The 25,392-nt window shown below is 44.6% G+C and carries 24 protein-coding genes; 5 read left to right on the top strand and 19 right to left on the bottom strand.

All coding sequences use genetic code 11. From position 1 onward, the window contains the following. Positions 1-14 precede the first annotated feature (14 nt). Positions 15-365 carry a post-transcriptional regulator gene (locus GC102_RS36095; protein ID WP_171693767.1) on the bottom strand — a complete coding sequence of 117 codons (351 nt, stop codon included), beginning with the start codon at positions 363-365 and terminating at the stop codon, positions 15-17. A gap of 165 nt (positions 366-530) precedes the next feature. Between GC102_RS36095 and spoVB the strand changes: the two genes are divergently transcribed. Further along, positions 531-2,096, top strand: a complete 1,566-nt coding sequence (gene spoVB, locus GC102_RS36090; RefSeq protein WP_171693766.1) for a stage V sporulation protein B — start codon at positions 531-533, stop codon at positions 2,094-2,096. An 8-nt stretch (positions 2,097-2,104) separates the two neighbouring features. Here spoVB and GC102_RS36085 read toward each other — a convergent pair whose 3' ends face one another. Both GC102_RS36085 and GC102_RS36080 read right to left on the bottom strand, forming a co-directional pair. Then, positions 2,105-2,785, bottom strand: coding sequence for a DUF421 domain-containing protein (locus GC102_RS36085; RefSeq protein WP_171693765.1), 681 nt, complete (start codon positions 2,783-2,785; stop codon positions 2,105-2,107). 106 nt (positions 2,786-2,891) lie between these two features. Further along, positions 2,892-4,232 (bottom strand): ArsB/NhaD family transporter, encoded by a 1,341-nt coding sequence (locus GC102_RS36080; RefSeq protein ID WP_171693764.1) that lies wholly within the window; start codon positions 4,230-4,232, stop codon positions 2,892-2,894. A 109-nt stretch (positions 4,233-4,341) separates the two neighbouring features. On the opposite strand from GC102_RS36080, the gene GC102_RS36075 reads away from it, so the two are divergent. Then, positions 4,342-4,722 carry a TIGR04086 family membrane protein gene (locus tag GC102_RS36075; RefSeq protein WP_246321323.1) on the top strand — a complete coding sequence of 127 codons (381 nt, stop codon included), beginning with the start codon at positions 4,342-4,344 and terminating at the stop codon, positions 4,720-4,722. Positions 4,723-4,817: 95 nt separating this feature from the next. Then, positions 4,818-5,654: a phosphatase PAP2 family protein gene (locus GC102_RS36070; RefSeq protein WP_171693762.1), complete on the top strand. Its 837-nt coding sequence runs from the start codon at positions 4,818-4,820 to the stop codon at positions 5,652-5,654. A 69-nt stretch (positions 5,655-5,723) separates the two neighbouring features. Here the strand turns inward: GC102_RS36070 and yajC are convergent, their stop codons facing one another. The 8 genes from yajC to GC102_RS40445 all read right to left on the bottom strand — a co-directional run bounded on the left by yajC (position 5,724) and on the right by GC102_RS40445 (position 14,219). Next, positions 5,724-6,035 (bottom strand): preprotein translocase subunit YajC, encoded by a 312-nt coding sequence (yajC, locus tag GC102_RS36065; protein WP_171693761.1) that lies wholly within the window; start codon positions 6,033-6,035, stop codon positions 5,724-5,726. A 15-nt stretch (positions 6,036-6,050) separates the two neighbouring features. Next, positions 6,051-7,190, bottom strand: coding sequence for a tRNA guanosine(34) transglycosylase Tgt (gene tgt, locus GC102_RS36060; protein WP_171693760.1), 1,140 nt, complete (start codon positions 7,188-7,190; stop codon positions 6,051-6,053). Between the two features lie 42 nt (positions 7,191-7,232). Continuing rightward, complete coding sequence (gene queA / locus GC102_RS36055; protein WP_171693759.1) at positions 7,233-8,318, bottom strand: tRNA preQ1(34) S-adenosylmethionine ribosyltransferase-isomerase QueA; 1,086 nt, start codon at positions 8,316-8,318, stop codon at positions 7,233-7,235. A 9-nt stretch (positions 8,319-8,327) separates the two neighbouring features. Further along, complete coding sequence (locus GC102_RS36050; RefSeq protein WP_171693758.1) at positions 8,328-10,526, bottom strand: SpoIID/LytB domain-containing protein; 2,199 nt, start codon at positions 10,524-10,526, stop codon at positions 8,328-8,330. A gap of 674 nt (positions 10,527-11,200) precedes the next feature. Next, positions 11,201-12,208: a Holliday junction branch migration DNA helicase RuvB gene (gene ruvB / locus GC102_RS36045; RefSeq protein WP_171644752.1), complete on the bottom strand. Its 1,008-nt coding sequence runs from the start codon at positions 12,206-12,208 to the stop codon at positions 11,201-11,203. Positions 12,209-12,285: 77 nt separating this feature from the next. After that, on the bottom strand, positions 12,286-12,915 hold the full coding sequence (gene ruvA / locus GC102_RS36040) for a Holliday junction branch migration protein RuvA (protein ID WP_171644754.1): 630 nt from the start codon (positions 12,913-12,915) through the stop codon (positions 12,286-12,288). Continuing rightward, positions 12,912-13,415: a crossover junction endodeoxyribonuclease RuvC gene (ruvC, locus tag GC102_RS36035; protein ID WP_057306137.1), complete on the bottom strand. Its 504-nt coding sequence runs from the start codon at positions 13,413-13,415 to the stop codon at positions 12,912-12,914. Before ruvC ends, ruvA begins: the two co-directional genes overlap by 4 nt. 123 nt (positions 13,416-13,538) lie before the next feature. Next, a complete protein-coding gene (locus GC102_RS40445) occupies positions 13,539-14,219 on the bottom strand; it encodes a BofC C-terminal domain-containing protein (protein ID WP_171693757.1) in 681 nt (226 codons plus the stop codon). 562 nt (positions 14,220-14,781) lie between these two features. Here GC102_RS40445 and sigW point away from each other — a divergent pair. Continuing rightward, positions 14,782-15,393, top strand: a complete 612-nt coding sequence (sigW, locus tag GC102_RS36025; RefSeq protein ID WP_060648579.1) for an RNA polymerase sigma factor SigW — start codon at positions 14,782-14,784, stop codon at positions 15,391-15,393. A gap of 72 nt (positions 15,394-15,465) precedes the next feature. On the opposite strand, the gene GC102_RS36020 is transcribed toward sigW, so the two are convergent. The 5 genes from GC102_RS36020 to thrR all read right to left on the bottom strand — a co-directional run bounded on the left by GC102_RS36020 (position 15,466) and on the right by thrR (position 20,631). Next, a complete protein-coding gene (locus tag GC102_RS36020; RefSeq protein ID WP_171693756.1) occupies positions 15,466-16,737 on the bottom strand; it encodes a LysM peptidoglycan-binding domain-containing protein in 1,272 nt (423 codons plus the stop codon). A 229-nt stretch (positions 16,738-16,966) separates the two neighbouring features. After that, entirely contained in the window at positions 16,967-17,830 is an 864-nt protein-coding gene (pheA, locus tag GC102_RS36015) for a prephenate dehydratase (RefSeq protein ID WP_171693755.1), read from the bottom strand. Next, entirely contained in the window at positions 17,827-18,804 is a 978-nt protein-coding gene (thrB, locus tag GC102_RS36010; RefSeq protein ID WP_171693754.1) for a homoserine kinase, read from the bottom strand. Before thrB ends, pheA begins: the two co-directional genes overlap by 4 nt. Before the next feature lie 27 nt (positions 18,805-18,831). Beyond that, the gene (locus GC102_RS36005; protein ID WP_171693753.1) at positions 18,832-20,118 is read right to left on the bottom strand and encodes a homoserine dehydrogenase; all 1,287 of its coding nucleotides are present in this window, start codon (positions 20,116-20,118) and stop codon (positions 18,832-18,834) included. Between the two features lie 30 nt (positions 20,119-20,148). After that, entirely contained in the window at positions 20,149-20,631 is a 483-nt protein-coding gene (gene thrR / locus GC102_RS36000; RefSeq protein ID WP_084595049.1) for a transcriptional regulator ThrR, read from the bottom strand. 166 nt (positions 20,632-20,797) lie between these two features. Between thrR and GC102_RS35995 the strand changes: the two genes are divergently transcribed. Beyond that, the gene (locus GC102_RS35995; RefSeq protein WP_171693752.1) at positions 20,798-21,307 is read left to right on the top strand and encodes an NUDIX domain-containing protein; all 510 of its coding nucleotides are present in this window, start codon (positions 20,798-20,800) and stop codon (positions 21,305-21,307) included. Positions 21,308-21,366: 59 nt separating this feature from the next. Here the strand turns inward: GC102_RS35995 and GC102_RS35990 are convergent, their stop codons facing one another. The 3 genes from GC102_RS35990 to obgE form a co-directional block, all read right to left on the bottom strand. Then, the gene (locus GC102_RS35990) at positions 21,367-22,155 is read right to left on the bottom strand and encodes a C40 family peptidase (RefSeq protein ID WP_171693751.1); all 789 of its coding nucleotides are present in this window, start codon (positions 22,153-22,155) and stop codon (positions 21,367-21,369) included. A 230-nt stretch (positions 22,156-22,385) separates the two neighbouring features. Next, on the bottom strand, positions 22,386-23,459 hold the full coding sequence (locus GC102_RS35985; protein WP_171693750.1) for an anthranilate phosphoribosyltransferase: 1,074 nt from the start codon (positions 23,457-23,459) through the stop codon (positions 22,386-22,388). Between the two features lie 607 nt (positions 23,460-24,066). Next, a complete protein-coding gene (obgE, locus tag GC102_RS35980; protein ID WP_171644771.1) occupies positions 24,067-25,368 on the bottom strand; it encodes a GTPase ObgE in 1,302 nt (433 codons plus the stop codon). Between the last annotated feature and the right edge of the window lie 24 nt (positions 25,369-25,392).

Genomic DNA, 25,392 nt, shown 5'->3' with positions numbered 1-25,392 from the left:
AAATAAGCCCATTCTTAGAATTGGGCTCCTCTATACATGCTAATCGTCATCCAGTTCATGAACGCCGTTGATTTAAGCGACAAAATGTCATTTACGATTTGATGAAGCGAAGGGACACCCGTTTTGCGGTATTTGTCGCTAACGCAATCCCATATATCTTTACCACTCACGTGTTCGTAGCCAAGCATAATAAATTCTTCAACTTTGCTTAAACATAAGCTTTCGATAACCTCATTAAGTTCCAGATCGGTAAGGGAAACCCCTTCTTCCTCAGAGTCAATGGATGCTGTCTCGCTAGCCTCTACCTGTTCATTCTTCTTGTCCTCAGGATGATGAGGTACTTGATCGTTATCTTCTCCGTTCATTGGGAGAACCTCCTAAGGTGTGATTTACCTTTACTCATTAGAATAATTCGATGTTCATCCACCATTTTCCTGCCAAACTGTGACCTGTCCACAAAATGTTAGCATGAGCTTGGCCAACCCTCGCATAGTCATAGAATATGACACGTATCGGAAGAGGGAATGGCAGTGACTAAGCAGTCGTTTATTAGAGGCACGATGATCCTGTTAGCCGCAGGCATTTTGAACCGTATTCTTGGCTTTATACCTAGGATTACTTTACCGCGTGTCATCGGTGCTGAAGGTATCGGTATTTATCATATGGGTTGGCCATTCTTGTCCGTCATCTTAACCATTATAACAGGCGGGATACCTGTCGCGATTGCCAAGTTGATAGCAGAAGCAGAGGCTGAACACAACGAAACGAGAATCCGCAGCATTCTAAAAATTTCATTAGCTATTACGATCTGTCTCAGTATCGTATTTACGAGCGCTTGTGTCGTAGGAGCTTCGTGGATTACATCTCATTTATTAACTGACTCACGAGTTTACTACACATTCCTGTGTATGAGTCCAATGATCCCGATCATCGGTATCTCCGCTGTCTATCGCGGCTATTTCCAGGGAAGACAGAATATGATTCCTACCGCTACTTCTCAAATTATGGAGACACTCATCCGTATTGTCATGGTTCTCGTTTGTTCGTATGTAATGATCCCTTATGGGATCGAATATGCAGCAGCTGGTGCCATGATGGGGGTCCTAGCGGGGGAAATTGGCGGCCTAGTTGTCTTAGCCATCCATTTTAAGTTCGACAAGAAAACATCTCCTAAAGCTCCTATCGCGCAAATTGGCACGAATAAAACGAATGGCCGACTTTCTAATTTTCGTAGAATCATGCGAATTTCTATCCCTATAACAGGAAGTAAATTGATTGGGGCAAGCTCCTACCTGTTCGAATCCATTCTCATTGCACAAAGTCTAGCGATAGCGGGTATTTCAACTTCATTGGCAACAGCCCAATACGGCGCCTTACAAGGGATGATTATCCCCATTATACTTCTGCCTAGCGCACTTACGATGTCATTGTCGGTCTCGCTCGTTCCCTCCTTAAGCGAAGCAGCCGCCCGCAAAGATATCAAAACCATTCACATGCGGCTGCATCAATCCTTGAAGTTGGCTTTAGTAACCGGCGCTCCATTTGCTGTCCTTATGTTCGTTCTTGCTGAACCAATCTGTACATACATGTACAATCAACCTGATGTAGGGGTCATGCTGAAAATGATGGCTCCTATCGCCATATTTATTTATTTTCAAGCTCCGTTACAGTCCGCCTTGCAGGCTTTGAACAAGCCAGGAGCCGCTTTAATCAACACGTTGATTGGCTCATCTGTTAAGCTTATTCTCATATATTGGCTAGCCAGCAAACCTGAAATGGGTATTCACGGAGCTGTTTTCGCCATCAATGTGAACATCGTCTTGGTAACGCTTCTGCATTGGAATAGTGTTGTACGCTTGTTGAAATTCCGCATGGAAGGCAGTGACTTCGGTAAAATCGGGGCGGCTATGGCGCTTTCCGGGCTTTGCAGCTATTTCGTCATGTATACGTCTTGGACTTCAACCGATTGGCTTCGTTTTGCAACCTCTTTTCTAATAGGATTTATTGTATATTTATTGTTCATCACTGTATTTCGTCTGATTAGCTTAAAAGATATAACCCGGCTTATGAACATGGGCAAAAAAATCATACGCTGATGAGCAGCTTATCTTTTACGATCCAAAAACATTCGCCCTCTATGATCAATAGAGCAATAAAACACTTCTTTAAAATCACGGGCTCCTTTAACTTGGAGTTGATTTTTCAACCAAAATCTGGTTTTTCCTATTTTCTCCAAATTCTCGTCCTGCACTTTACCATCCATAATGAGAGGCAGCGGAAGTCCTTCATAGCGAATCGTGCCCTTCACTCCATCATTCACATCGGCTGTCTCTTTTACTTCTCTCTCGACTACACTTAATTTCCCCGAAGGTTCTAACACTGCGAACTCCACGTCTGCTACATTCATAATCTTATTTTGTCTTAGCTGCAGCATCAGATCATCTAAATTATATCGATGCTTCTTCATTTCCTCTCGGTCAATCATTCCCTTGTGGATCAAGACACTCGGTTTTCCGTCAAACAGAATTCGAACGGTTCTACTTTTTAGCGTAATAAACGCAATGATGATTTGGATGAGTACCAGCGTTGCCATCGGGACAAGCCCATCCATGAGTGGTTTGTTGGAATCCTCAAGAACAAAGACCGCAATTTCTGCAATCATAATCGAGATCACAAGATCAAACAGCGAAAGTTTACCAATTTCACGTTTCCCCATGATCCTTAACATGAGAAAAACGACAAAGTAGATCAGCACGGTACGTAAAAAAATGGTCAGAATATCCATTGTTAGCCTCCCCTGATCTAAGCTCTTGCTTCTCGGAGTTCAATGGTATTCTGACCGCTCATGCACTTCATCATGCAGAATTTACGTATTCAATTGTTGGCAATTCCTACAGAAATAACTTGAAATAAATTGTAGCTGTTATGAATAAAAGCAGGGAAATCGGAGCGGCCACGATCATATATCCACGCTGAGTTAGCCCTCCCCCCTCCTGATCAGAAAGAGCGGCCGCATACATGCTAGTCATAGAACTTAGAAGAGTTACCCCGCTGCCAATGGCAGTTCCAACGATTAACGACCACCATAATGAAGAAACGGATGAGATACCGGCTGCACTTGGCAGCATACTCCCCATGCGCTCTACGACTGGAATCATGGCAGCAGTGTAAGGAATGTAATCCATCATGGCAGAGCCAAAGCCAGTAAGCCACAATAGAAGAATGGATAAGAAAGGGATGTTTCCTTGACTGATTTCTAAACCTCTCACTGCAATAAATCCGGTAATTCCGGCATACGTTAAACCACCGATCATGATGAATAATCCAAAGAAAAATAGCAATTGTGTTTCTCTCAAGCCTTGCCATATGGAAAGATAGTCTCTTCGTTTAAAAAGTTGGATTAGTTCTTTGTAGTTTAATGCCAATAAGGTCACTGCCCCACATGCAGCAATATACGAGGCATTCCACCCTAGAACGCCTTGAAGCAACAATGCCAACAATGTAAGTCCGGTGATTAAACAGCTCCCTGTAAGAAATACTCGATCTGAAGCTAAATAGGATGCGGGTTGTAAAGTAAGCAGCTCTCTTTTATACGATTCTGCTACAATCATTTTCTTCCCGTAAATTAACCATATCACGAGATATACGATGGCTAGCAAGATGATTACAAGAGGCCCAAGCTTTATTAGCATCTCCCCATTTGATATGTTTTCTGCAGCTCCAATCATTCGGTTAGGCAAATTCCCCATGAGCGTTGCAGCTCCGCCTATATTCACGGATAAGAGAATGCTAATCAGAAAAGGAACTGCAGATAATTTCATCATTTTCGTCGTCTTCAGCAAGATGGGTACTAGTACAACTATAGCTAGCAAACCGCCCAAAAGCGCTGATATTATCGCTGAAAGGACTGACAAACTAAGTAGAACCGAAATAGGCTTTAATCGAAACTTTCGTAGGATATGACTTGCCGTATAATCGATAATTCCTGCTTTCTGGAAAATACCAGAAATAACAAATAAGCTTGTGATAAGTAAAAGAACATGCCAGTTCGCGTAACTTGTAACTGCCTTGCCAAGAGGAACAATCCCCAACATTATCATCAGAAGGGCTCCACCTAATGCTGTATACATCCGATCCCATTTCTCAATCAAGATACACACATAAGCCGCGGCAAAAATGATCAAGGCAACGATAGCTTGCCATAAAGCTGGACCTTGAGAAAATTCCGTCATAATTATCCCCTTCCCTTTGAACAGTCTGTACTAATTCTATGTGCTTGGCCATACAATGATGTTAATGAAACGAACGAATATACGAAAGGATTGGTGGCCTGTGAACCCTATGAAAACGGTCAGTCAGGTTCGAATAACGTCTCCTTTATTTTCCGGACTTGTTTATTCATTATGTATGATGACAATTGGAACAATAGTGACGTCATTATTTCTTCTTTTAACCATCACACAAGAAAGCTCTCTGCATATGTTAACTACGATTATCCATGCAGTTTCTCTATTTATTGGAGGCTGGGTTTCAGGCAAAAGAGCTGGAAACCGCGGCTGGTATCACGGGGGTATTGTTGGGTTTGTCTATTTTATCCTCATTTTTTTGGTTGGATTTCTTGCTTTCGATGCAGGTTTGAATCTTCAATCCCTTCAATTGCTTAGCATTCTTTTCGTGTCAGGAGCATTGGGCGGAATACTCGGCGTTAACACGCAAAAATAAGACGTTTCCGTGAAGATATCACTTTCCCCCTTAGATTGTGGTATAATATCATAGTTATTGCCGCAAATAATTTCCAATATTAGGGGGAAAACACCATGAGCCCTTTTCATTCTATGACACATGCAACGGTCTATATAGTAATTACTGTTTTAATTTTTCTGATCGCTGCAACCCGTAAAAGTCCATTTAACATTGCTGGAAGTTTTGTTCAAGAAATATTTACTTCTCGTAAGTATCTCCTTCACTTTGTGGCACTGATTACGATCCTATTTTTTAATAAAGTCGAGATGTGGGTTGAAAAAGGGATCGATATCAAAACCGATTTTACCAAGTCGATCTACGGCATTGAAGGCAACTTTGTTTCAGCCATTCAGCACTTTTTCCATAATGATACATTGACTTTAGTTATCAGTTATTTTTATGTGGTCGTTTTTCCTGCTGTAATGATAACATCGATTGCACTTTATACGTACCAGAAAAATTATAGACTCTTTTACGCCATTTGTTACGCACTCATGTTTAACTATATGATCGCCATTCCATTCTATCTGTTTTTCCCAGTTAACGAAGTTTGGTCGTTTCATCCTAATGTTAAGCTTCTGATACTAGATGTGTTCCCAACCTTTGAGCAAGATTATCGGCCACTTTCTGGACTTGATAATTGTTTTCCAAGCTTACATACATCGATCTCGGTTTCGATGGCTGTAATCGCAGTGAAAAGCCGCAGTACGTTTTGGAAAATATTCGTGCCCTGCTCTTCGGCCTTCATCATCTTCACGATCTTTTATCTGGGTATCCACTGGTTATCAGACATGTGTGCAGGTGTTGTGCTTGGTGTCGTAGCAGCCAGAGTGGGATTACGCATTTCCGATGGCCGTCTCGTTCTTGGCGAGCAAGCTCTGCTGAAACGGCTAAAGAATAATGAACTATAATAACTTTATATCCTTGTAGAAAACCAAATAAAAAGCGAGAACCTGATTGAAGGATCTCGCTTTTTTATTTTATTCTTTTGCTGTTGTTTTGGAAACAGCATTAACGGCGGAACGGTCAAACGTCATTTTCGTAGCATCATTAACACGAAGTACACAAATGTCATCGGTGATTTCCATAATCGTTCCGTGTAACCCACCAATCGTAACGACCTTATCCCCTTTTTTCAATCCACCAAGCATTTGACTGCGTGTTTTCTGTCTTTTTTGTTGTGGACGAATAAGTAAGAAGTAAAGAACGACAAACATGAGCACTAAAGGCCCGTATGTATACAAATACCCAACTGCACCAGTATTCGCTGCAGCGTCTGCTGATAATAACATAGGTATCCTCCTTTCTTAAAATCCTCTTTCATTATCATTCAGCCCATATGCAGCAAAGAATTCATCGCGGAAATCAAGCAATCGATCTTCCTGAATGGCTCCTCTTACATCACGCATGAGCTGTAGTAGAAAGTGAAGGTTATGAATCGTTGTTAAGCGAATCCCGAACGTTTCGTCCGCTTTAATCAAGTGGCGAATATAAGCTCTGCTATAGTTCTTGCAGGTATAGCACGAACATTTAGGATCCAGCGGACCAAAGTCGGTCGCATGCTTAGCATTACGAATAACAAGACGGCCTTCGCTAGTCATACATGTCCCATTCCTAGCTATCCTTGTTGGTAGTACGCAATCGAACATATCGATACCGCGGATAGAGCCTTCAATTAAAGCATCTGGCGAACCTACACCCATCAAATAGCGAGGTTTATTCGCAGGCATAAGAGGTGTTGTGTAATCCAGCACTTCATACATTAAATGCTTAGGCTCTCCAACACTCAGTCCACCAATAGCATACCCCGGGAAATCCATGGAAGTCAACTGCTCAGCACTCAACCTCCGAAGATCTTCATGCATGCCGCCTTGAATGATGGCGAACAATCCTTGATCATTCGGTCTGCTATGACTTTGCAGACATCGCTCGGCCCACCGCGTCGTACGCTCAAGTGATTTCTTCACATATTCATACTCTGCCGGAAAAGGCGGACATTCATCAAAAGCCATCATAATATCAGAACCAAGTGCATTCTGAATCTCCATGGCTTTCTCTGGGGAAAGAAACAGCTTGTCCCCGTTCAAGTGGGACTTAAACTGTACGCCTTCTTCCGTAATCTTACGCATGTTACTAAGACTGAATACTTGAAACCCGCCGCTGTCTGTCAAAATAGGTCGGTCCCAATTCATGAATTTGTGCAAACCGCCAGCAGCTTTCACAATATCATGACCCGGTCTGATAAAGAGATGATAAGTATTACTTAAAATAATATGAGCATCCATTGTCTTCAATTCCTCAGGGCTCATCGTTTTTACCGTTGCCTGTGTGCCAACTGGCATGAAGGCTGGCGTTTCAATGACTCCGTGAGGGGTGTGAACACGTCCAAGACGTGCTCCGGATTGTTTACATGTTTTGATTGGTTCGTACGTAACTGCTGCTGCCAATACATCCACTTCCTATTCTAAGCGTCTTTCTGACTACTGATCTTAGTAAATTAACATAGCATCTCCAAAACTAAAAAAGCGATATTGCTCTCGAACAGCTTCTTCATAAGCTTGCAACACTTTCGTTCGCCCAGCCATTGCGCTAATGAGCATAAGCAGGGTTGACTTAGGTAAGTGGAAATTGGTTAACAAAGCATCCACCACACCGAACGTATATCCCGGATAAATAAAAATTGAAGTCCAGCCCTGTGAAGGTTGAATAACTAATTGTTCATCAGTCTCATTACCTGCTTGCTTACGGCTTAAGCCAGCTGCCGTTTCTAACGTGCGCGCGGATGTAGTCCCTACGGCAATCACACGCTTACCATTCATTTTGGTTTCGTTAATTAGTGCTGCCGTTTCTGCTGACAGCATATAATACTCCTCATGCATTTGGTGTTCTTCAATGGTGTCCACAGATACAGGACGGAAAGTCCCGAGCCCGACATGCAAGGTGACAAATGCAAGACGAACACCCTTAGCTTGAAGTTTATCCAAGTAGGCTTCGGTAAAGTGCAGCCCTGCCGTTGGTGCGGCAGCTGAGCCTTCATGCTTTGCGTATACCGTTTGATAGCGTTCTCGCTCGGACAACTGCTCCTTAATATAAGGAGGAAGCGGCATTTCGCCCAATCGATCTAGAATCTCATTGAAAATGCCTGTATAACTAAATTGGAGCACTCGACCACCCATATCTCCAACTTCCACAACTTCCGCCGTTAACAAGGGTTTTTCTCCATTGGTTGAGTTGGCGTTCACGCCGAAAACCGCCACAGCCCCTAATTGCATGCGTTTTCCAGGCTTTACCAAGGCTTCCCAGCGATCCTCGCCAAGGGGCTTCAGGAGCAAAATCTCCACTTTGGCGCCGGTGTCTTTCTTCGCACCAAAAAGCCGTGCTGGAATGACTCGTGTGTCATTCATCACGAGCAAATCCCCGGCTTCTACATAATCAATAAGCTGTTCAAAAGTCCGGTGACTTATCTCACCTGATTGTTTGTTCAGTGTAAGAAGTCTAGACGCCGTGCGATCAAGCAGCGGCGTCTGGGCAATCAATGATTCAGGTAGCTCAAAATCGAAAGCTTGTACATCCATATTATGTATTCATTCCTTAGTTATGTTGACTCCAGCATAATAAGACTGAAGTATTTTCTTATAATCGTAGCCTAATTCGGCATAACCTCTTGCACCCCATTGAGACATGCCAAGTCCGTGTCCAAAGCCTGTTCCACGGAAAATGAACTGATTGCCTTGACCTGACGTTTGTGGATTAGGAGGGATCACAGGGGTTACTGACGGAGACGTCGGTTTCGACTGTCCTGCTGTGCCTAAAGCCGTTAAATCGGTTATCTTCAAAGCTGTAGGCTGTGATTGACCACCAGACAGCACATAGACCGAATCAGAGCCAGCACTACTTGTCTCACTACTTCCTGCACCAGCAATCGCTAGGCCAATAGGATCTGGGGTATTACCAGTATAACTTCCTGCTTGTACAATTTCAAACCGGGTGCTGGGTAATCCCCCAAGTGCCGAACGTAAGGCATCGGGATAAGGCACCTTCACCACAACTCCATTCGCTTTAAGTTCGGTTACCCTCCCTGAAGGTCCTCGCTTCGATATTTCAAGTGATTGCAGATCTCCGCTTACATTTACATTGGCTGCCGCTAATTTACTTTTAATCTCATTACCAGTGTAAGGACCTCTAATCCAAGAATAGGCATTCGATTCTTTTTCTTGGCCCAACACTAATACTTTCTCTTTATTGGAAAGCTGAGCGATCGAAGGATTAGCTGCATTATCTACATAAGGTGCCGTACGGACATTTACACCTTGTTCCGTGGCCTCGTAGTAAGAAGCGCCCTCTTTGCCCTTCTGACCACTGTCTTTGAGGTACATGCTGTGTACGTAGCCCGTTCGACCATCGGTTAACTGAATGCGATACCAGATGGCCTTCCCTTTTTCTGCACCATCATCTGGACTTGGTACACTACGCAAATATGTTAATGGATTCCCCCATACTTCAGAGGGATCCGCAGTCATCCCGCCTGAATTCGAAGAAAATACAGGTGAAATCAGTCCATTTTTATCTGATAATACTTCGTCTTTCGTTGCATCAACAGCTTGTATTCCCGCAGTAAATTCCCTTTGTATCCCATAGTAAACCTGATCTAACGTTGTATCCGTAACTTGTGCTATCTCATACTTATTCCCCTGTTTGATTGCAAAAGTACGGGCAGCTACAGCTTGTGCCTTCAACGCCTCTGTTGGCCAACCAGAACTAAGCTCAGAGCCTACGACAGCATATAAATATTGCTCCATCGGCACTTCATTCACTAAAGCTAACTTACCATGATATGTACTTATCTCCATGTCTCCACGGTAACTGAGGTTAGCCCGCTCCTTGATTGCAATTCCCTGACTCTTAGGATGGATAACCGTTTTTTGATCACCTGCTGCCGCGGCATAATGAGATACAGAAGCGGAGCCATTCGAGGAAGCCGTTACATCCGATCTGCGTATTAAATAGGATGATTTCGTATTCACGGTTTGTAAAAGCAAGTTGGGAGCTGCGCGTAACGCAGCCTGTTTTACTGCTTCTAACTGTCCTGTAGTAGCTTCATTACCTACCCATACGCTATAGGTTAGTTTACCTGCCGCATCTTCTTGCAGCGCAATATCTGCATCGAGTCCCGCTTGGTTAAATACAAGCAACTGCTGCAAAGCAGCCGCCTCATCCGCATACGTACCCGCACTCCAATGCAGTGGACCTTTAAATACAGGAGGAGCTGATTTCGTTAATGCCGAAACGGTTGTATCTTTGAGCGCTTGCGCCGCAGCACCCTCGGCTTCTTCCTTAGAGGCGAAGCTGCCGTAATAAACTTGGTACACGGTTCTGCCTTGTTTCACTCTACTTAACACATAGCTATCTTCTGGCATCACAGCTAATTTAGCATATAAGGCTTTGGCTGCTATGTAGTCTATCGTTTCGAGCATAATTACACTATACTGATCAATCGATATTCGAATTGAAGCATCCGGAATCGACGCCCACGGTTTAGCAGCAGTACCGGCTGAATTACGTACAGCAATATCCAGACCGCCAGATGCAGTAAGGGTAACTACAGGTTCTACTTTCTTATATTTGGTTGAATCTATCAAAAGTGCAACACGAATCTGATCCAAATGTTTGATCCCCTCTGCATTTGCATGGGGCACCAGCGAAGAGAATGTTCCAAAGGTCAAAGCAGCCGTCGTTATTAAAGCTATTCTCTTAGGGGTAAGCAGCTTATTTCTCCAATTCATTCGACACAATTTCCTTTCTTTTGCAGCATTCTACTAAATTAGACTCTAGAAATTGGAAGAAGTTTTGGTTGATAGAATTTTACATAGGCAAAAACATCGTCGATTCATTGCTGCTTCACATGTAACATTGCAAAATTAACAATAATTTCTCTAGTAAATTGCTTGTTGAAGCTGAGGCTGGCTCTTAGAAGTTGTACTTTAGGGGCAATTTCATAAAGAAACTTCAGGACCTCGATTGTTGAGAAAGTGCAACAATTCGTTCGAATTCCCCCCATACTCCTCCTAATGTTGTAAAAAATACAACAATTTCCACTGCTGAAGACCAAATGGGCAGATGTGGCCTTAAACTGTTGTACTTAGTACAACAATCGCTTAGTAAAACCATTTAAAGCCCTAAATTGTTGCAGAAAGTACAACATCGCTATAAATTGTGCTCGAGCCAGAGATTCCCTCACTTACACCTTCAATTTGGAGAAAGTTCAACAAGCTTTCTTGTACAAGCTAAGCTCGACTGAGGCAAAGAAACTTTCTTGTATCGCTAAGCTCGACTAAAACTAAGAAACTTTCTTGCTCAGTAAGCTTGACGGAAATAAACACTCTCTAGCGCCGCACAACTTGACTTGAAACAAAAAAAATCTTTTGCCCGCCTTTCAGCAGCGGCAAAAGATCACGAATTACCGTTGTTCCGGCACCGGTAACCCTAAATGATGATAGGCCTGAGGCGTTACCATCCGGCCTCTAGGGGTACGCTGCAAGAATCCAATTTGCAGCAAATAAGGCTCGTAGACGTCTTCGATCGTCTGACTCTCTTCGCCAATAGTTGCGGCAATCGTTTCGAGCCCAACTGGGCCGCCCTGGAAGTTTTGAATGATGGCGCGCAGCATCTTATGATCAATCTCATCAAGCCCAAGGTCATCGACCTGTATGAGCTTGAGTGCCTCTTTGGCGATGTCCAGCGTGATAATGCCATCGCCCTTCACTTGCGCGAAGTCGCGCACCCGCTTCAGCAAGCGGTTCGCGATTCGCGGCGTTCCCCGCGAGCGCATGCCGATCTCGCGCGCAGCTTCACCGACGATGCCGACCTGTAGGATGTCGGCCGTTCGGCTGACGATGTAGGTGAGCTCCTCCACCGTATAAAACTCCAGCCGACTGACGACCCCAAAACGGTCGCGCAGCGGCGCAGAAAGCAATCCGACGCGTGTCGTCGCGCCGATCAAGGTAAACGCCGGCAAGTCTAGACGCACCGAGCGTGCACTCGGCCCCTTGCCGATGATAATATCAAGGGCAAAGTCCTCCATCGCCGGATAAAGCACCTCTTCCACCGTACGGTGGAGGCGGTGAATTTCGTCGATGAAAAGCACATCGCCCTCCTGCAAATTCGTCAGGATGGCAGCTAAATCCCCCGGCCGCTCGATCGCAGGGCCGGAGGTCGTTCTTATATTCACGCCAAGCTCGTTGGCGATGATGTTCGACAGCGTCGTTTTGCCAAGGCCAGGCGGCCCATACAGCAGCACATGATCAAGCGCTTCCTTACGCATCTTGGCAGCTTCAATATAGATCTTGAGGTTCTCCTTCGCCTGCTTCTGGCCGATATATTCGGCCAAATAACGAGGACGTAGGCTGTACTCAATCGTGTTGTCCTCCATCATTAAATTAGCCGATATAATCCGGTCATTGTCCATGTTGATCCTCCTAAGAGTTTTGCTTTAGCAAAACTGACTTCGTAAGCATTGGCTAAGTCATACCCAATCCTATTCAACTACATCGTATACAAAGCTTGCAGCGCAAGCTTCATCAACACATCAACAGAATCAGACGGATTCGCTTTGGGCTTCACTTGCAACCAAGCACGATCAGCTTCAGCTTCCGTGTAGCCAAGCGTCATCAACGCTTCCTTCGCTTCGCTCCAGGCATGACCGCCATCGCTCAGCTGCGCCGATCCAACCACGCTTAAAGCTACCGCAGCTTCCGGACTTGAGAAGCTCACCGAACCCAATTTGTCTTTCAGATCCAAGATAATCCGCTGTGCTGTTTTCTTTCCGATGCCTGGGAGCTTTGTCAAGAACGCTAGATTCTCCTGGCTAATTGCTAGAATAACAGCCTCTGGTCTTCCGCCCGCAGCAAGAATGCCCAGCGCAACCTTTGGCCCAATTCCCGACACATCGAGCAATAAACGAAACAAGGACTGCTCATCCCGTGACATAAAGCCGAATAGCAAATGAGCATCTTCACGTACATGATAATGAATGAACATCGTGACAGCTTCATCTTCCTTATGCGGCAGCGCATAGGGATTCGGACAAAACACACGATAACCTACGCCATTTACATCCAGCACCGCATAGTCGCTCTCGCGTGCAGCAACTTTCCCTCTTAAGAAATCTATCATCTTTTCCTGACCTCATTTATCCTAGATTGCAAAGCAGAAGAATGGGCATGGCAAATAGCAATAGCAAGCGCATCGGCTACATCATCAGGCTTAGGCACTTGGGACAGTTTTAGTAATATTTTGACCATTTCCTGTACTTGGTGTTTCTCAGCCTTCCCGTAGCCAACAACGGATTGTTTAACTTGAAGCGGAGTATATTCAGCTATCGACAACCCAGCCTGAACACCCGCAAGAATCATGACACCCCGCGCTTGTCCTACTGTAAATGCCGTCGTTACATTCCGATTAAAGAACAATTTCTCTATCGACATCGCGTCCGGTTTATACTTCTCTATTAATTGCGTCGTAGCATCATAGACATCTTTCAGCCTGATCCCAGGATCCGTGTGTGCTTCGGTTTGAATTGAACCATACTGCACAGGAATGAGCTTACTTCCGATCTTATCAATAAAGCCAAAACCAACTATCGCGATCCCCGGATCAATACCCAGAATACGCACTGCAATTCTCTCCCATCTTTAAAAAAGCGAACATATGTAGTCATTTCATTATAGCAGATAACAAAAAAAAGAGATAGACTCAGGAATCTCCCGATCTACCTCTTCATCCTACTATCACCTTAATTAAGGTCTTGTCATTGCCCGTTCAGTCTCTTGTGGCGGCATGGCATAATCACTGAAAGTTGATAATACGCTATTATACTCCTCCAAATCAGTGACTCGGATCCCTTCATGGAGCTGCTCCACCGTTTCGCGTGGAAGACTGCTTTCTAAATGCTTAATGTTCAATTGAAAAAATGTTCGAATCACATTATCCTTGGCTGGTGTTCCATTAAAAAGGGACAAATTGCTGCTTCCGTCGATGCCGAATACCGCTTTTTCCTTGCATGCCGGCGATAAATCATCGATACTTTCGGTAAAAGTGACCTCTCCATTCGCACCAATGCTCAGCAACCAATTAGGGTGCTTCATTTGCATTTTCAATAATTCTTGGGGGGTCTGCAGGCCCAACTGACTGCGCTCCTCGCCACAAACATAAGTCTTAAGCAAATAGCTCTCCCTGCTATTCGTTATGCTTTTCAACGTTGTCGTCGCTTCTTGAAGACGTTGATCGTCCACCGGTGTAAGTCCAGCAAAGGTCGATCTAACGACTCCTCTTGGGCTATCACCAGCACTTAGAAGGCTTCCAGTTGCATATAATATATAGCTAACCACAACAACGGCAAAGAACATTCCTAAAGTCAACCAACTACGTTTCCAACGCAGCTTTCTTTTCAAATGTTTCAAAAGTTGTAGTACATTCACCAATATCCCCTTCTATTCTTGTTTTTCCGTATTGTTTCCATTTGCATGAGACACTATACATCATTTACCATAGAGGGAGAGTATGAAACCAATCAAGACGGACGGTGAAGCCCTTATCATGAACGGTAGAAAACGAATCAAACGTACAACACTCCTAATTATAGGAGTTGTCCTGTTGTGGGGGGCAGTTGCCATTTGGAATGAAGTACAAAAAAATGAATCAGGTGTAACCTCACCGCGTTCAACCTCAGCCTCATATCCATCACCATCTCAGAAAAGTCACCAAACTTCCATGAATTCGGTAACAAATGGATATAAAATGAGCTCTCCCTAGCTTTATAATTTGACTGTAGCCACAGAAATGATATAGTCAGAAGTAGATGAAATATTCGCATACTTATCCAGGGAAACCGATATAGATTTGAAAAGGCAAATGCTAAGCTTATGATACAAGTTTTCTTGAGAAAACTATAAATGGAGAGACTTTGAGCCAATCTCAAAGATCCCAAAAAGGAGAGACTTTGAGCCAGCTCAAAGATCCCTATATTAGGAGGGGAACAGCATGAATGTGGCAGAACTTCAATTAATTCAATTATCCAGACGGGGCGACCGCAACGCTTTCGTGGAGCTAGTCGAGTTATACCGTAACAAAATACAGAAGCTTGCTTTTCGTATGCTGCATAACAGGCCTGATTCAGAGGACATTGTTCAAGAAACATTTATCCGTGTTTATTTGAACTTAAACCACTTTGATGAAAGTCAGAACTTCTCTACTTGGATTTATCGGATTGGTAAAAATGTCGCCATAGACTTGCTGCGCAAAAAAAGGCCTGTTCAATCCTTAGATGCCGAGCTGAACGATTATGACGATGATTACAGCTACTACAGTAAGCTTGCAAGTCAAGATCAGTCTCCTGAGCACGTTGTTCTCCAAACAGAAGTTCAAGAGCATATGCATACATCCATTAATAAATTAGCTGATAAATATAGAAGTATCATTACGCTATACTATCTGGAAGAGCTTTCCCTTCAGGAAATAAGTGATAAACTGAACTTACCGATTACAACAGTAAAAACTCGTTTACATCGCGGACGTGAACTGCTGCGTAAAAAATGGGGTATGAATTTCGTTGTCGGTTTAATGACCTTTTTCACATTGGGTATGATTGCCTAATCCTTAGCATAACGAAACTAAGAAGCCTCCTATTCCACAAATCCTGTGGTTTAGGAGGCTTCTTCTTCATTTTCAGAAATTAATCCAAGGTACATTTTGCTTAGCGTCTTGTTTTTCAGAAGCTCTCTGCTGCCGTTTCAAGAAAGCATTGAGTGCTCCTGAATCTGATAATTTCACTTTTTTTGAAGAACTGCCGCTGCTTGACTTACCTGCCTTTTTATCAGAACGGATGTCAATTTCAACAATTTCTTCTGTATCAGTCTCTTCCGCTAGCTCATGCGTATGGACTTGTGGCATCATAGGTGACTCATAAGGTGCTTGGTAATGAGCTCCAGCATAAGGAATCCCATAAGGACCCTGCTGGAAGTCATACGGATTATGTGCAGTTTGTTGCATGTCATAGGGAGAAGCTGGTGGATATAAACCAGGAATTGTAGGAAAACCATGCTGATAACCATCCCATGGGCTTTCTACGGTTCCAGTTGGATAACCCGCCGGGAATGTCGTCCACGGTTGCTCGATCATCGATGGGCCACCGCAGCCACAGCCATCTTGAGTCATCGGATAGGAGGTTGGCTCAGCATGATGAGGAAATTGCTCATATGGTGAATGCTGATACGGTGAAAAAGCTGGATACGTTGACATCTCTTGCTGTTCGGAACCCGGATAAGCAAATACCTCAGTCGCTGTAATGTGAAACTGCTGGAAAGGATGAACCGCTTGCTGCTCGTAAGGTGCGTTGAGACCAATAACCCCAGACTCAGGAGCAGGAATGACTGGAGCAGAGGCCATCGGCGAAGGTACGAACGGTTGCTCAGCCAACGGAATCGATTCTACATACGGTGTAGACGGCGCTGACGGCATTTGACTTATCGGTTCTTCTGCAATAGGCATAAATTGTTGCTGATTCGATTCTGCAACAGTCCATGGTTGAGCTGAAGGTACTGGAGCAAATGGTTCTGTCGATGGTTCCGACACCGATAGTGGCTTAACTCCTACCTGCTCATGATGCATCTTGGGCACATAAACAATTTCTCCCGTCATAAGTACATTGGGATTCTTCAGATGAGGATTCGCTTTAATCATCTCTTGAAGGGGTACATCCCAAGCCTTACCAAGCTTCCATAAGCTATCACCCTGCTCCACAACGTGTTTATAGACATAATCTGAAGCAGGTGGATCAACTTGCTTCGGTTTGGAAGGTATTTTCACCTTCATCCCGATGTCAATATGATCCGGTTGTGCAATTTGCGGATTAAGTGCGATGACTTCGTCCAACGTGGTTTGATATTTCTTTGCAAGCTCGTACAGGGTATCGCCCTTTTTGACAATGTGGATTTTCAACACCATACCTCCTTAGAGTTTTCGTTAGAAAACTTACTTCGTAAGCATAAACTCGAGTTTTCGATAGAAAACTTGCTTTGTAAGCATAATCTCGAGTTCTCGCAAGAAAACTTACTTCGTAAGCATTCGCTTAGTCACAATGATATTACAGTTTATGCAGGTTCCTAGGCTTTTGCCCCTTTTGGACAAAAAAAATCCCTCGCGTAATGAACGCAAGGGAGGAATGGTATTAACTTGTGTACGAATAACTCGGATAACAACCCAAAATTCGAACCTGACAACCAATCGCTTCAATTTCTTGAATGGCAGATGGCAGGAGAACTGAATCCATGGACCCAGCAATATCGATATAGAAATAATAAGTACCAAGTTTCTTCTTTGTCGGCTTGGATTCAATCTTCGAAAGATTAATTCTGCGCCACGCGAAGGCAGAGAGCACCTGATGCAGGGCACCTGGGTAATCTTCAGGCAGCGTGACAAGAATAGTTGTTTTCATGTCTTCCGAGGACTTCAGTTCTGACGCTTCGGTACCAACCAGTAAAAACCGGGTCATGTTGTCTTTATGATCCTGAATTTCCCTTTGCAGCATAGGAACAGCATAGTTTGTAGATGCTATAGCCGTTCCGATAGCAGCAACAGTCGGGTCCTGCAGCGTCGATACTATTCGTACTCCCTCTGCTGTGGAGCTTACTTGCTCAAATTCTGCTTCGCTCAAATACTGCTTCATAAATCTACTGCACTGTGCAGGGACGACCTGATGAGATAATACCTTACGAATATGTCCATATGGATTCGAAGCTTCCGTTTGTCCGTCAGGATTCGAATAGCCAATGAGATTCATATCAATGGGAAAAACCCACTCCGCCCGAATGGGCAGATCAACCTCGTGAACGAGCCAGTCGACATGCAAATGAACGGAGCCTTCAAGCGTATTTTCAATGGGAATGACACCTAATTCCGTTTCGCCTGACGCTGTCGCATTGAACACTTCAGAAATTAGTTTGTATGAAACGTAAGTAAAGTCTTCACCCATAAAATGACGGGTGGCTTCTTCCGAAAAGGTACTTGGTCCTAGGATGGCAACCCGCTTCATGCAAGAACCTCCCTTTCAACGAAGGATAACAGATCCCCATCATCTTCTTGTAGCAGAATTGCCGCCACACCCTCTACGCTCGGTTTTAACCATAGCGTCTGCGCTTCAATTCCTTCCTCAGCAAGCGTGTCCTTCAGGAATGCCTCCAGCTCCTCTTTCTGGCCGCTTCGTACATCCACTAGAGCAAGCATCGTCGGTCCAGCTCCGCTGAGTGCAACCCCTAGCGCACCATGGTTCTCCGCTTGCTCAAGCAAAGTCTTCATGCCCGGAATGAGCTCTGCACGGTAAGGCTGATGCAGCGCGTCCTTCATGGCATGGCGGATCATACCCAGGTTGCCTGTGCTTAGCGCGGCAACAAGCAAAGATGAATGGCTGAGGTTGAACACCGCATCCTTCATGGCTACTTGCTTCGGCATGACGTTTCTCGCCTTCTCTGTTGAAAGCTGGAACGCTGGTATCGCCACCAGCACTTCCAAATTAGCGTCCGGCTCTATTCGAATAGATTCGGCTTTCTCACCGTCCCAGAATGCAACCACGATCCCGCCGAACAAGCTAGCCCCGACATTGTCCGGGTGCTTCTCCAGGCGGCTCGCGATTTGGAACAACTCATATTGTGTGAGCTTGTTCCCGATTAGGGCATTGGCGCCGGCGAGCGCACCAACAATGGCTGACGCGCTGCTGCCTAGACCACGCGTGAGTGGAATATCGCTATACATGGCAATGTCCAGCTCAGGGTGAGAAACGCCCGCCTGTTCAAATACCATTTGCGCGACTTTATAAATTAAATTGGACTTGTCCGTTGGAATTCCGTTCATCTGATCACCGATTAAATGAATCGCCGTTTCATCCGATATCGCCATATCAATCCAGGCATATAAGTTCAAGGCCATCCCCAGTGAGTCAAAGCCAGGACCTAAGTTTGCCGTACTTGCCGGCACTTTCACTCTTACCTTTTGCACTGCCTTATAACTCATTTCGAAATTGCGCCTCTTTTCAATAATTTAGCCTTCTACGCGATAAACGCTTTTGATGGCGTGAATAACATCCATAGATTCGAATTGTCTCAGCACATTTTTCATACTGGCTTGGTTCGCATCATGTGTGATAATAATAATTTCAGCCTTCGGATTGGACTGGTTCGGGTGCTGGAACACTGACTCCAAACTAACTTCGTGCTGAGCAAAAATTTGTGTAATTTGTGCAAGTACGCCCGCTTTATCTTCAACGTGCAAAAGAATAAAGTTTTTGGAAGCAATCTGATCGTCCGTCTTCAGCTTCATTTCTTTGTATGGTGCCAGCACAGTACGTCCATTCACGCCCAGTCTTAAGTTACGCACAACGGCAACCAAATCTGCTACCACTGATGTTGCAGTCGGCAACTCGCCTGCTCCAGCACCATAGAACATCGTTTCGCCTACAGCTTCACCTGTTACATACACAGCATTGAAGACACCATTTACGGAAGCAAGCGGATGCGAGTTTTTCACCATAGTAGGTTGTACACTCACAGAGATATGACCATCGTGGTTTTCAGCGATTCCAAGCAGCTTCACTTCATAGCCTAATTTTTTGCCATATTGAATATCTTCTTTGGATACTTTCGAAATGCCTTTCACTTCAACATCACTAAGCGCAACATTTGCGTGGAAGCCAAGTGTCGATAAAATGGTCATTTTACGAGCTGCATCCAGCCCCTCAACATCAGATGTTGGGTCTGCTTCTGCGTAGCCAAGATCCTGTGCTTCTTTCAAGACATCCGCATAAGCAGCGCCTTCTTGACTCATTTTGGTCAAAATGTAATTGGTTGTTCCATTCACGATGCCCATAATCTTCGTAATACGGTCAGAGGAGAAGCCCTCTACGAGTGCACGAATGATCGGAATGCCGCCGGCAACACTAGCTTCGTAAAATACGTCGCAGCCGTGTTCAGCAGCTTTTGCCAAGATTTCAGCACCATGCATGGCCATAAGATCCTTATTCGCCGTCACGATGTGCTTGCCGTTGCCTAGCGCAGTTAAAATATGCTCTTTGGTAGCAGCAATGCCGCCCATAACTTCAACGACAACATCGATCTCACTATCACCAATAACGTCCCATACTTGTTCAGTCAGTTTATCTGCATCCACTGAGATGTTGCGAAGCTTTGATTTATCTTGTACTAAAATTTTTGAAATTTCAATGGACGAGCCTGTTTGACGCTGTAAATCCTCCTGATGTCCTTCGATAATGCGGACTACACCTGTTCCTACTGTACCTAATCCAAGTAAACCAACCTTGATGGGTTTCATGTATGTTACCTCCTGAATATTTTTCTTATCTTAACTGCCCTGACCGATGACCATGGCACGCTTGACCCCATCTTGCGCTTGAAGTCGATTAATCATTTGACGGATCTCTTCCCCCATCGACGAGGTCTCTACCGAAATGACGACATTCGCCATACCCTGCAGAGGAATTGTCTGATGTATCGTTAACACATTCCCATCCAAATTAGCAATGAGAGCCAGTACACGAGACAGAATCCCGGACCGATGCTCCAAATCCATGGATATTGTGATAATGCGCTCTCGTTCTAGTTTGCTGAGAGGGTGGATACCGTCCTTATACTTATAGAAAGCGCTGCGGCTGAGTCCGACTTGTTCGACGGCATCGTGAATTGTTTTCACTTCACCCCGTGCAAGCAGTTCCTTAGCCTGAGCTGTCTTGAGTACTCCTTCTGGCAATATATCTTCTCGGACTAAGTAGTACCTCTCAGGACCGGTGTGCTTGATCGTTTGTAAAAACTCTTTGCTTTCCGGCACTTCACCAACGTCCTCTCTGGAAAGACCATTGTTCCTCTATAGAGGACATTATATCGAATCACACGGATTGAAGCAATAGGCAATTCACATCTTATTCTTTCATCTTTTGCAGCATCTAACTACACTATGATAAGCTGATAGTACTAGATTAGAAGGGATCGCCTCCATGATTACATTACGCATGATGTCTACGGCTCTCCTATGGAACAGCCAGAACGAATTACTAATGATGAAACGCTCCTTAACGCGTTCGCTTTCGCCAGGTTTATGGGCTGCTATTGGCGGTCACTTGGAGCCAAGTGAGTTAAATAATCCGCGGGCAGCCTGTTTGCGCGAAGTGTGGGAGGAGACTGGCATTGAACATGATGAAATTCAAGGGCTGCGCATGCAGTATGTTTTACTTCGACTGAATGGACAAGAGGTTCGCCAGCAATTTTTTTATATCGGAACGACAGATGTGAACCCGCGAATCGTCACACCTGAAGGGGATCTACATTGGATTCCTAAAGATCAGGTGCTGGAGCGCCCAATCCCTTTTATTTTCCGTTGCTTGCTTGAACATTATTTCAGCGTAGGCCTTACAGAGCACCCCTGGGTAGGCTCAGCTGGAATTCAACCGGACACAGGTGAACCTACTATTCACTGGAACCCATTAGTAGATCCCCTGCAGACTTAAAAAGAATAGCAAAAAAGGCAGACATCGATTTCTCGAGTTCTGCCTTTTTTTACTGCTAATTATAACGCACTGCCTCCAAATAAGAAACGATACTCCCAGTGACGATTCTCGATAGAATCAATCCGAACACCACCGCTATCTTTGGAGTATGTCGACAAAATTTGTCCATTTCCTAAGTAAATAGCCACGTGCGTAATGGTCTGAGTAGACTTATTAATACCGCTGTAATTCGATTGGCTTGTCCCTTTGTAAGACATGAAGAACATGAGATCGCCAGGCTTCAGATCGCGCCAATTTGTCTTGGCATGTCCGAGAGATTTCACATAACTCCCTTGGCCTCTAGAGTCACTTGGCAGCTTCTTTCCAATGCCATCCAAGAAAGCTTGCCGGACAAAGTCAGAGCAATCAAACGTTCTTGTATTATCACGACTTGATCCATATTCATAGGGCGTACCTAGATACTTCTTACCCGCAGCAATAATTTTTTGAACATTCGCACTTGTTGAACCGCTAGAACCACTGCCGGAACCACCATTCGTGTTTGAATCTCCAGGGGATGTAACACCCGATGCTTGTATGTATTTGGCGCTTGTACTTATGTAACCCTCACGGCCATCAGAAGCTTTCACTTTGTACCACCAACTATTCACTTTGGACAGGATGGTAACTTTCTCGCCTTCCTTCAAGTACCGGATACGCGTAGAATTCTCATTCGCACTTTGGCGAAGACTGACACTGTTTATAATACGACCTGTTGATGCAGCCGAAGCTTCTTTAGGTAAAGGAATTGTCACAGCGCCAAAGATAAGGGCTGGAACAAGTACGAGGGTCAGTAGTTGTTTTTTCATGATGTTGCCTCCTAGCTTTTTGTATGCAGAACGAGTATCATTCACATCTTCTTCCATTTCGCCAGACTACCTGGCTTCGAAAGTTGTCGCCCTTCATATCTATTCGTAATATAGACCTCCTTTAAGTGGGTAAGAGCACAATTGTTTGGAAAAACATCTAATTCCTCTAGTTGATGGAAACAAAAAAGCCTTCCTTTAGCTGAATACAATACAGCACATAGGAAAGGCCTTTATCCAATTTTGGCGGAGGAATCACCGATTTTCGGATGATCTTTAAGCGTAAAGTGATGACTCTGATCCACCCATCGCTGCATGACTTTGTGGGCTTCTTTCCTTTGCAGCAGCGATTCCGCTAGTTGAAAGCCTTCTTCATAACTCCCCACTTTATCAAACCACGTCAATCGAAGTCCCGTATTAAAAATGACATGATCACGTTCCCGCTTCAATTCCTCTGAATCTTCTCCAGCAATAATACGCCGCACCATGGCAACCTGATCATCTTTACTTAATGGCAGCAGCGGCTCACTCAGAAAACCAAATTTCTGCGGTTCAACCACTCGCGACTCATCTCCCCAAGGGGTTACAATCCTTATCGTACTGTTCTGGTAGATCGGTAAATCTTCGGATCCTTCAATCCCATTGACAATATACACATTTTGAAAGCCAGATCGGATGGATATGGGAATCAGAGATTCCATCGCTTTTCGCTGATTGACGCCTATAATCATATTCATTGAACGTACGGGATTTATAACTTTCTCAACGGTATTCATCACAGTTCGCAATCCTAACTGCTCACGAACCTGTTTCAGCTTACCAAGCGGCGGACAAAGCTGTTCGGTATGAAGAAATCCAATATGCAGGTGAAACAACATCGTTTCCCATGCTTTCACTGACAAATCTATCGCAACGCCGAAGCTTTCTAATAGTTCTTTCATTGCGGTACCCTGTCTCGGCGGAAGTGAGTCACCTCCATGCAGTACCTGGGAGAAACCCACTGAAGCAAGCAAGAGGCTAACTGGCAGTGTGACGGGAAAATATTGCCGACCTTCCGTTGGTCCCGCACAATTGAGTGAATCCGCAAAAGTATGGTATTTCAAGCAGTAGCTGCGGAAAACATCAATGAATGCCATCAACTCTTCGTCAGCTTCCCCTTTCATACATAGAGCCATTAAGAAAGCTGCGCATTGAGCGTCAGTGGAATCTCCTCTAGCCATCTCATGTGCGGCTTCTACAGCTTCCTCATAAGATAAATCACGTGATCCTAGCATACCTGTTCCCATCGCTTGAATCCATCTTTTCATCTAAATTCCTCCTTCCTCATATAGTTACACTTCATTTAATGTTATATTTATTGACATAAAATTATGTTTATTAATAAAATCGTAATCTTTTTCCTTTTATGTGTCAAGTTTTATGACATTTAACATCCGTGTGCTGTTGTATTTTGTACATCATTAGGCTAGCTGTTCCGCGTTCTCCACGTGATTGTTGCAAAAAACACAACAATTCTAGCCAAAAGCAGCCTTATTGCATGGAAAAGGGCTAAATTGTTGTATAACATACAACATCCTGAGCTTTTCAAGAAGAAATCAAGGAAATTGTTGTACGTAGTACAACTAGCCTACCTGAATTCCCATTTCTCCCAAAAAGCAGAAAACAGAGATCAAAAACTCTGAAAAATATAGAAAAACCAATCACAGAAATTAAAACAGAGAAAACCAAACAGCGATAAACATAGTCACTCACCAAATCATTATGCAACTATCCACAATCTCACTCAGCTCAGCAAAATCAATAACTTACCATGCTAAATAAAGAGCAAGTTCTGACTTACCCCCTAACCCCCAAAAATTCAACTTCTTAAACGCAAAAAAAACACTCATCCTAAGGATAAGTGTTTCTATCGTTCTAATGCTTCTCATCAAATTCGAAGTCAAAATCACCAATTTGGATCGTCTGCCCATGGACAGCTCCACGTTTACGCAATTCGTCATCGATCCCTATATTACGTAAAATACGAGCAAAACGAGCGATGCCGTCCTGTGTGCTGAAGTTCGTTCGTTTGATCAACTTCTCAATCGAAGGACTTTCAACAATGAATACATCGTTCTCTCGACGAATCGTGTAATCATTCTCCTCGCGTTTCTCGAAGCGATACACTTTACGCTCTTCTTGATCAGCTACACCCTCTACTTCAGGAGCATTCGGGATACTTTCTACTATGTCTGAGATCTTGTAAAGAAGCTCCTGTACACCGCCTCGTGTCAAAGCAGAGATCGGATAAACCTCAAACTCTTTGCCATCTGCCGCCATCTGCTCCTTGAATAAAGCCAGATTGTCCTCGGATTCCGGCATGTCCATCTTGTTGGCAACAACAATTTGCGGACGCTGCTCCAGTTTGGCATTATAGAGCTTAATTTCCTCATTAATCTTGAGGAAATCTTCGTAAGGATCGCGGCCGTCTGCAGCAGACATGTCCACGACATGCACAATCACTCGCGTCCGTTCTACGTGACGCAAGAACTCATGACCGAGTCCAACGCCCTCGTGGGCCCCTTCAATAAGACCAGGAAGATCCGCCATGACGAAGCTCCGTCCATCACCAACATCCACAACTCCTAGGTTCGGAGTAAGGGTTGTAAAGTGATACGCTGCAATTTTCGGTTTTGCGGCAGAGACAACCGACAATAGCGTGGATTTCCCAACGCTTGGGAAGCCCACTAAGCCGACGTCGGCCATGACCTTCATCTCAAGTACAACCCAACGCTCCACGCCTTCCTCGCCGTTCTCAGCAATTTCTGGCGCTGTTACGCGTGCTGTTGCGAAGCGTGTGTTACCACGGCCGCCTCGACCGCCTTTGGCCACAACAACCTCTTGACCATGACGCGTCAAGTCGGCGATAACCTCCCCAGTGTCATCATCAATGATGGTTGTGCCCGGAGGGATACGAACAACCATATCCTCTGCGTTAGCGCCATGCATCGACTTATTACGACCCTTCTCGCCGCGCTCCGCTTTAAAGTGCTTCTGATAGCGGAAATCCATCAATGTACGCAGGCCTTCGTCTACACGGAAGACAACATCGCCGCCATTTCCTCCGTCGCCACCTGCTGGTCCGCCTTCTGGTACATATTTCTCACGGCGGAAAGCAACTAAACCGTCGCCACCGTCGCCACCTTTAACAAATATCTTCGCTTTATCAACAAACATTTCTACACCTCAACTAAGGAGAGA

This window comes from Paenibacillus germinis, assembly GCF_013141785.1.
Classification (GTDB): domain Bacteria; phylum Bacillota; class Bacilli; order Paenibacillales; family NBRC-103111; genus Paenibacillus_E; species Paenibacillus_E phytorum.
The sequence above is the reverse complement of the archived record's forward strand: the minus strand, read 5'-3'. Positions and strand labels throughout refer to the sequence as shown.